Raw genomic sequence first — 7,417 nt, 5'->3', positions numbered from 1 at the left:
AATACTTCGGTTAATCTAAAATTTGTGGAGGATAATACATTTGAAGTAGCTGGTTTGCTGCTACTTCACAACCTTTGGCTGTAGCCAAAACCTCCATACAGCTCCAGCGATCTTCTGTGGTTCCAGATGGAACAGACACCTTCACTGTAACTTTAGCATATTGTCCTGCTTGAAGTTCAATAGTCTCAATAGCGCCACCATTTTCATTTAGAAAATCAAGCTTCAAAGTTACATTTTCGGCTTTTGCGGTTTCGCTTGTGTTATGAGGGTCGCAGGACTCTTTTAATGCTTTCGCCGAAAGGCTATAAACAGTAGTCTTAGACCCAGTATTTTTAAGAGTAAGAAAATAAGTAGCTCCAAATTTCTTTGTAACAGTTTCGACAGTGATACCGTTATCTACGCTAAGTTCAGCAGTGCAGTCTTGAGCAGAAGCTAAGGTAGAGATTGTAAAAAGAGTAAATACAACCAAAGCCTTCATGATAGACTTAATGGCATTGGTAATTAGTTTTTGAGTTGAGTATTCTTTCATCATAAAAATTATATGACATTATCTTTTAAATAGTTAAGAAGACGTATTTATAAGATATACTCTACATAAAGAAGGCCCTCTAAAACCATAATTATACAGCATTACATTTATAGAATGGTCAGTTCTACTGAAGTAATGAATTATAAATATTGTTCAAGTTGGGCATGACAAATATACTCATGATGAAGCATTGCAAGGCACTTATAAACAAGCTTTTAGCCCATATGCGCTAAAGCGTCGGCAAAATACACATTTTTAACTAGTAATTACTCAATTCCTACATAAAACGATTAATTTCATCTTAAATCTTAGGACAAATCCTACGTGTAATTACGCGTAAAAGAAGAAACTCTATTACAGAGATTTAAAATATATTTGCACCCACAAATTTTCGCATGAGTTTATCTAAAGAAATACAAAAGAGAAGGACCTTTGGTATCATCTCTCACCCAGATGCTGGTAAAACAACATTAACTGAAAAGCTACTTCTCTTTGGAGGAGCGATTCAGGAAGCCGGAGCGGTTAAATCAAACAAGATCAAAAAAGGCGCTACTAGTGACTTTATGGAGATTGAACGCCAGCGTGGTATCTCTGTTGCTACATCTGTATTAGCCTTTGAATATAAAGACATTAAGATCAATATTCTTGATACTCCTGGACACAAAGATTTTGCTGAAGATACCTTTAGAACTCTTACTGCTGTAGATAGTGTAATTGTTGTAATTGACGTTGCAAAAGGTGTTGAGGAACAGACCGAAAAGCTTGTTGAAGTTTGCCGTATGCGCAAGATACCTATGATCGTTTTTATCAATAAATTAGATAGAGAAGGTAAAGATGCCTTTGAACTTCTTGATGAGATCGAGCAAAAATTAGGACTTAGCGTTACACCACTTAGTTTCCCTATTGGGATGGGATATGACTTTAAAGGTATTTACAATATCTGGGAAAAAAATGTAAATCTTTTCAGTGGCGATAGCAAGAAAAACATAGAGGAAACCATTGAGATTCAAGATCTTTCTAGTCCAGAATTAGATAAACTTATTGGTGGCGCTTCCGCGAAAAACCTTCGCGATGAATTGGAGCTCGTTCAAGGTGTTTATCCTGATTTTGACAGACAAGATTACCTTACAGCAGAGCAACATCCGGTATTTTTTGGATCAGCTCTTAATAACTTCGGGGTTAGAGAATTACTAGACTGTTTTATCAGCATTGCTCCTCCTCCACGCCCTAAAGAAAGTGCCGAAAGATTAGTAAAACCTGAGGAAAATGAGTTTAGCGGATTTGTATTCAAGATACACGCAAATATGGATCCTAAACACCGTGACAGACTAGCATTTGTGAAAATTGTGAGCGGTAAGTTTGAAAGAAACAAACCGTATTTACACGTTAGACACGGCAAGAATTTAAAATTTAGTAGTCCTAATGCGTTTTTCGCTGAGCGAAAAGAAATTGTAGATGTATCATACCCAGGAGATATCGTAGGATTGCACGATACAGGAAACTTCAAAATTGGTGATACACTAACCTCAGGTGAAGAACTTAATTATAAAGGAATTCCTTCCTTCTCACCAGAGCACTTTAGATACATTAACAATGCTGATCCTATGAAATCTAAGCAATTAGAGAAGGGAATTGATCAGCTTATGGATGAAGGAGTTGCGCAATTATTTACACTTGAGCTTAACGGAAGAAAAGTTATAGGAACCGTAGGAGCGCTTCAATATGAAGTTATTCAATATAGATTAGAACATGAATATGGCGCAAAATGTACATACGAACCATTAAATGTACATAAGGCCTGTTGGGTTGAACCCAAAGATCCTAAGAGTGAAGAATTCAAGGAGTTTTTACGCGTGAAGCAAAAATACATGGCAAAAGATAAAAAAGGTCAACTTGTATTTCTAGCGGATTCTATGTTCACTCTTCAAATGACAGAACAAAAGTTCCCGAATGTAAAATTGCACTCTGTTTCTGAATTTAAATAGAAATAAGACGATTTAAGAGCATATAAGAAAAGCCAACACATAAAGTGTTGGCTTTTTTATTTAATGCGCTAAAAGCTTATCTTAAAAGGCCGTAAAAATTAAAATAATAATATATTATTATAGCATTGTAATTTTAAATAATATTTTTCTATACCGCTAAAATCTAAATATTAGACAATAAAAAACCTCTGATTTCTCAGAGGTTTCTTTATAATTTTTAGGCCTGACCCGTTGGTCCAAAATTTAATGGAATGGGCTGTTTCTCGTAATCTTTGATTTCGCCATGAGCGCTCTCAAATCTCTTGATATTTTCCTGCAACGCTTTTGCAAGTCGTTTTGCATGTTGTGGAGTAAGAATGATTCTTGACTTCACTTTACTTTTTGGCGTACCAGGCATAATATTTATAAAATCAACCACAAATTCAGAAACCGAATGATTAATGATCGCAAGGTTGCTATACTCTCCTTGTGCCATATTTTCATCAAGTTCTATATTGATCTGCCCTTGTTTACTTTTATTGTCTTCGGCCATATTTATTGTATAAAAAATCACCCATCAAAATTTGATGGGTGATATATATTCTAGTTAAAATTAACTTCTTCCCTTGCGGCATTGAGCTCTTCAAGTTCTGCCTTGCTACCCACGATAATATTATCGTAGCGACGAAGACCAGTACCTGCCGGAATTCTATGACCAACAATTACATTCTCTTTAAGACCTTCTAGATCATCGATTTTACCGCTTACAGCAGCTTCGTTAAGAACTTTAGTAGTTTCCTGGAACGACGCAGCAGAGATAAATGACTTAGTCTGTAGTGATGCTCTAGTGATACCTTGAAGTATAGGAGTTGCAGTTGCAGGAACAGCTTCTCTTGCAGTTACAAGATTCTTATCCTCTCTTCTCAAGATAGAATTCTCATCACGTAAGTCACGTGCCGAGATGATCTGTCCTGGTTTAAGAGTTTCGCTATCACCAGCATCTTCTACTACCTTCATTCCGAAGATCTCATCGTTTTCTTCAATGAAATCATCTTTATGTACAAGTTGGTTTTCTAGGAAGATAGTATCTCCAGAATCCTGAATTTGTACTTTACGCATCATTTGACGCACAACTACTTCAAAGTGCTTATCGTTGATCTTCACCCCTTGTAGACGGTAAACTTCCTGTACTTCATTTACAAGATATTGCTGTACCGCTGATGGACCTTTGATAGAAAGGATATCGTTAGGAGTGATAGAACCATCAGATAATGGCATACCCGCTCTTACGAAGTCATTTTCTTGAACAAGGATCTGGTTAGAAAGCTTAACAAGATATTTCTTAACCTCACCTAGTTTAGACTCTACAATGATCTCACGGTTACCACGCTTGATCTTACCGAATGAAACAACACCATCGATCTCACTTACTACAGCTGGGTTTGATGGGTTACGTGCTTCAAACAATTCTGTTACACGTGGAAGACCACCAGTAATATCACCCGCCTTAGCAGACTTACGAGGTATCTTAACAAGGATCTTACCAATCTTGATCTTCTCTTCATCATCTACCATAAGGTGAGCACCTACAGGTAAGTTGTAAGAACGTATTACATCACCTTTACTTCCCACAATGTGAAGTGTTGGGATCATACGTTTGTTACGAGATTCTGAGATAACCTTTTCTTGGAATCCTGTTTGCTCATCAGTTTCAACCTGATAAGTAACACCTTGCTCAACATTTTCGTACTTGATCTTACCAGCAAATTCTGATATGATCACACCATTAAATGGATCCCACTGACATACAACATCACCTTTAGAAACTTTAGCTCCTTCTTTCATGAATAAAGTAGAACCGTAAGGAATGTTGTTTGTACTTAGAAGAATACCTGTTTTAGCATCTACGATCTTAGCTTCAGATGTTCTTGAAATTACGATCTGTGCCTTGTTACCTTCGTTATCTTCACCTTCTACAGTTTTAAGATCTTCAAATTCAAGAACACCATCAAACTTAGAGATTACTTTATTTTCTTCAGAGATGTTACCCGCAACACCACCTACGTGGAACGTACGTAGCGTAAGCTGAGTACCTGGTTCTCCAATTGACTGTGCAGCAACTACACCAACAGCTTCACCGGCTTGAACCATCTTATTTGTAGCAAGGTTACGACCGTAACACTTAGCACAAATACCTTTCTTAGCCTCACATGTAAGTGGAGAACGTACTTCTACAGTCTCAATAGGCGCCTTAGCGATAGTATCTGCGATCTCTTCAGTAATTTCAGCACCAGCTTCAGCAAGCACTTCACCATTTAATGGGTTAATTACATCATTAAGAGAAATTCTACCGATGATTCTTGCACTAAGAGTTTCAACGATCTCTTCGTTCTTCTTAAGAGCAGCAACTTCAACACCTCTTAATGTACCACAGTCAACGCTATTTACAATAACATCCTGAGAAACATCTACAAGACGACGAGTTAAGTAACCCGCATCTGCAGTTTTAAGAGCCGTATCCGCTAGACCTTTACGTGCACCGTGAGTAGAGATAAAGTATTCAAGAATTGAAAGACCTTCTTTAAAGTTAGAAAGAATCGGGTTTTCAATAATTGCTCCACCACCATCGTTAGATTTCTTTGGTTTAGCCATAAGGCCACGCATACCTGTTAACTGACGGATCTGTTCTTTAGATCCCCTCGCACCAGAGTCAAGCATCATGAATACTGAGTTAAACCCTTGTTGATCTTCACGAATTCTCTTCATTGCAAGCTCAGTAAGCATTGCGTTAGTAGAAGTCCATACATCAATCACCTGGTTGTAACGCTCAGTGTTTGTAATAAGACCCATGTTGTAGCTAGACATAATACCGTCTACCTGACCATTTGCTTCTTCAATAAGTGTATGCTTTTCTTCTGGGATAATAATATCTCCTAAAGAGAAAGAAAGACCACCTTGGAATGCAAATTTGTAACCTAAGCCTTTAATATCATCTAAGAACTCTGCAGTTCTTGGAACGTTTGTAAGTTTTAAGATTCTAGCAATTACATCACGAAGTGACTTTTTAGTCAATACCTCGTTGATATAACCTGCTTCTTCTGGAACAGCTTCGTTAAATAACACACGACCTACTGTAGTTTCAACGATCTGATAAACTAATTCACCATTCTCATTAAAGTCTTTAGTACGGATCTTAACACCAGCATTGATGTCTACAATCTTTTGATTGTGTGCGATCACAACTTCCTCTGCACTGTAGAAAGTGATACCCTCACCTTTTACTTTGTGCGATTCGCTAGACTTACGCTCTTTGGTCATATAGTAAAGACCAAGTACCATATCCTGAGAAGGTACAGTAATAGGAGCACCGTTAGCCGGGTTAAGAATGTTATGAGATGCAAGCATCAATAACTGAGCTTCCAAAATAGCTTCAGGTCCTAGTGGAAGGTGAACCGCCATCTGGTCACCATCAAAGTCTGCGTTAAATGCAGTACACACTAATGGGTGAAGCTGTATCGCCTTACCTTCTATAAGTTTTGGCTGGAAAGCCTGAATACCTAGACGGTGAAGCGTAGGAGCACGGTTTAGAAGTACTGGATGTCCTTTAAGAACGTTCTCCAAGATATCCCAAACTACAGGCTCTTTTTTGTCTATTATCTTTTTAGCAGACTTTACTGTTTTCACAATACCTCTTTCGATCAATTTTCTGATCACAAAAGGCTTGTAAAGCTCAGCTGCCATATCCTTAGGGAGACCACACTCATATAGCTTCAACTCAGGTCCAACAACGATTACCGAACGTGCAGAATAATCAACACGCTTACCAAGAAGGTTTTGACGGAAACGTCCTTGCTTACCTTTAAGTGAGTCAGAAAGTGACTTTAATGGTCTGTTAGAATCTGTTTTAACCGCTGAAGATTTACGAGTGTTATCAAACAATGAATCTACAGCTTCTTGAAGCATACGCTTCTCATTACGCAAGATTACCTCTGGAGCTTTGATTTCCATCAAACGCTTCAAACGGTTGTTACGAATGATCACACGACGGTACAAATCATTAAGATCTGAAGTCGCAAAACGACCACCATCTAGTGGTACAAGTGGACGTAATTCTGGCGGAATTACAGGAACCACCTTCATGATCATCCATTCTGGTAAATTCTCACGGTTTTTGTTAGCATCACGAAGTGCTTCTACAACTTGAAGACGCTTAAGCGCTTCAGTTTTACGTTGCTTAGAAGTTTCGTTATTTGCTTTATGGCGCAAGTCATAAGAAAGTTCGTTAAGATTAATTCTTCTTAACAACTCAATTAAACACTCTGCACCCATCTTAGCGATAAACTTGTTAGGATCGCTATCTTCCAGATACATATTTTCTTGTGGAAGCGTCTCTAGAATATCAAGATACTCTTCCTCTGTAAGGAAATCCATTTTTTGCAATGCATCACCTTCAGCGTTTTTAGCAGCACCTGGCTGTATAACCACATACCTTTCATAGTAAATGATCATATCCAGCTTCTTAGAAGGAAGACCTAGAAGATATCCTATCTTGTTAGGTAAACTTCTAAAATACCAGATGTGTGCTACAGGAACCACGAGGTTAATGTGGCCCACACGGTCGCGACGCACTTTCTTTTCAGTCACCTCTACACCACAACGGTCGCAAACAATACCCTTATAGCGGATACGCTTATACTTACCACAAGCACACTCATAATCCTTTACAGGACCAAAGATACGCTCACAGAAAAGACCATCACGCTCAGGCTTGTGCGTACGATAGTTGATCGTTTCAGGTTTTAAAACCTCACCACGTGACTCAGCCAAGATCGACTCTGGTGATGCTAACCCTATAGAGATCTTATTAAATCTCTTAACCTCAGTTTTATTTATATTTCTAGCCATAATAACTTATGTCGAAAAT

Annotated in this window: 4 protein-coding genes; 1 reads left to right on the top strand and 3 read right to left on the bottom strand. The window is 38.1% G+C overall.

Going from position 1 to position 7,417, the window contains the following annotated elements; genetic code table 11:
* Positions 1 to 10 precede the first annotated feature (10 nt).
* Positions 11 to 532, bottom strand: a complete 522-nt coding sequence (locus tag ACZ5L8_RS02975) for an Fn3-like domain-containing protein (protein WP_464439645.1) — start codon at positions 530 to 532, stop codon at positions 11 to 13.
* A 392-nt stretch (positions 533 to 924) separates the two neighbouring features.
* On the opposite strand from ACZ5L8_RS02975, the gene ACZ5L8_RS02970 reads away from it, so the two are divergent.
* On the top strand, positions 925 to 2,514 hold the full coding sequence (locus tag ACZ5L8_RS02970; RefSeq protein ID WP_464439643.1) for a peptide chain release factor 3: 1,590 nt from the start codon (positions 925 to 927) through the stop codon (positions 2,512 to 2,514).
* 217 nt (positions 2,515 to 2,731) lie between these two features.
* On the opposite strand, the gene ACZ5L8_RS02965 is transcribed toward ACZ5L8_RS02970, so the two are convergent.
* Both ACZ5L8_RS02965 and rpoC read right to left on the bottom strand, forming a co-directional pair.
* A complete protein-coding gene (locus ACZ5L8_RS02965) occupies positions 2,732 to 3,046 on the bottom strand; it encodes a DUF3467 domain-containing protein (RefSeq protein ID WP_462598934.1) in 315 nt (104 codons plus the stop codon).
* Positions 3,047 to 3,096: 50 nt separating this feature from the next.
* Positions 3,097 to 7,398: a DNA-directed RNA polymerase subunit beta' gene (rpoC, locus tag ACZ5L8_RS02960; protein WP_464439641.1), complete on the bottom strand. Its 4,302-nt coding sequence runs from the start codon at positions 7,396 to 7,398 to the stop codon at positions 3,097 to 3,099.
* Between the last annotated feature and the right edge of the window lie 19 nt (positions 7,399 to 7,417).

Source organism: Leeuwenhoekiella obamensis (assembly GCF_055391795.1).
Note: the sequence above shows the minus strand (reverse complement) of the source record. Positions and strands in the feature narration are given on the sequence as shown.

What these genes read in the sequence shown, in the direction of transcription:
- ACZ5L8_RS02975 (WP_464439645.1), bottom strand. Translation starts at nt 532, where the DNA reads ATGATGAAAGAATACTCAACTCAAAAACTAATTACCAATGCCATTAAG.
- ACZ5L8_RS02970 (WP_464439643.1), top strand. Translation starts at nt 925, where the DNA reads ATGAGTTTATCTAAAGAAATACAAAAGAGAAGGACCTTTGGTATCATC.
- ACZ5L8_RS02965 (WP_462598934.1), bottom strand. Translation starts at nt 3,046, where the DNA reads ATGGCCGAAGACAATAAAAGTAAACAAGGGCAGATCAATATAGAACTT.
- rpoC (WP_464439641.1), bottom strand. Translation starts at nt 7,398, where the DNA reads ATGGCTAGAAATATAAATAAAACTGAGGTTAAGAGATTTAATAAGATC.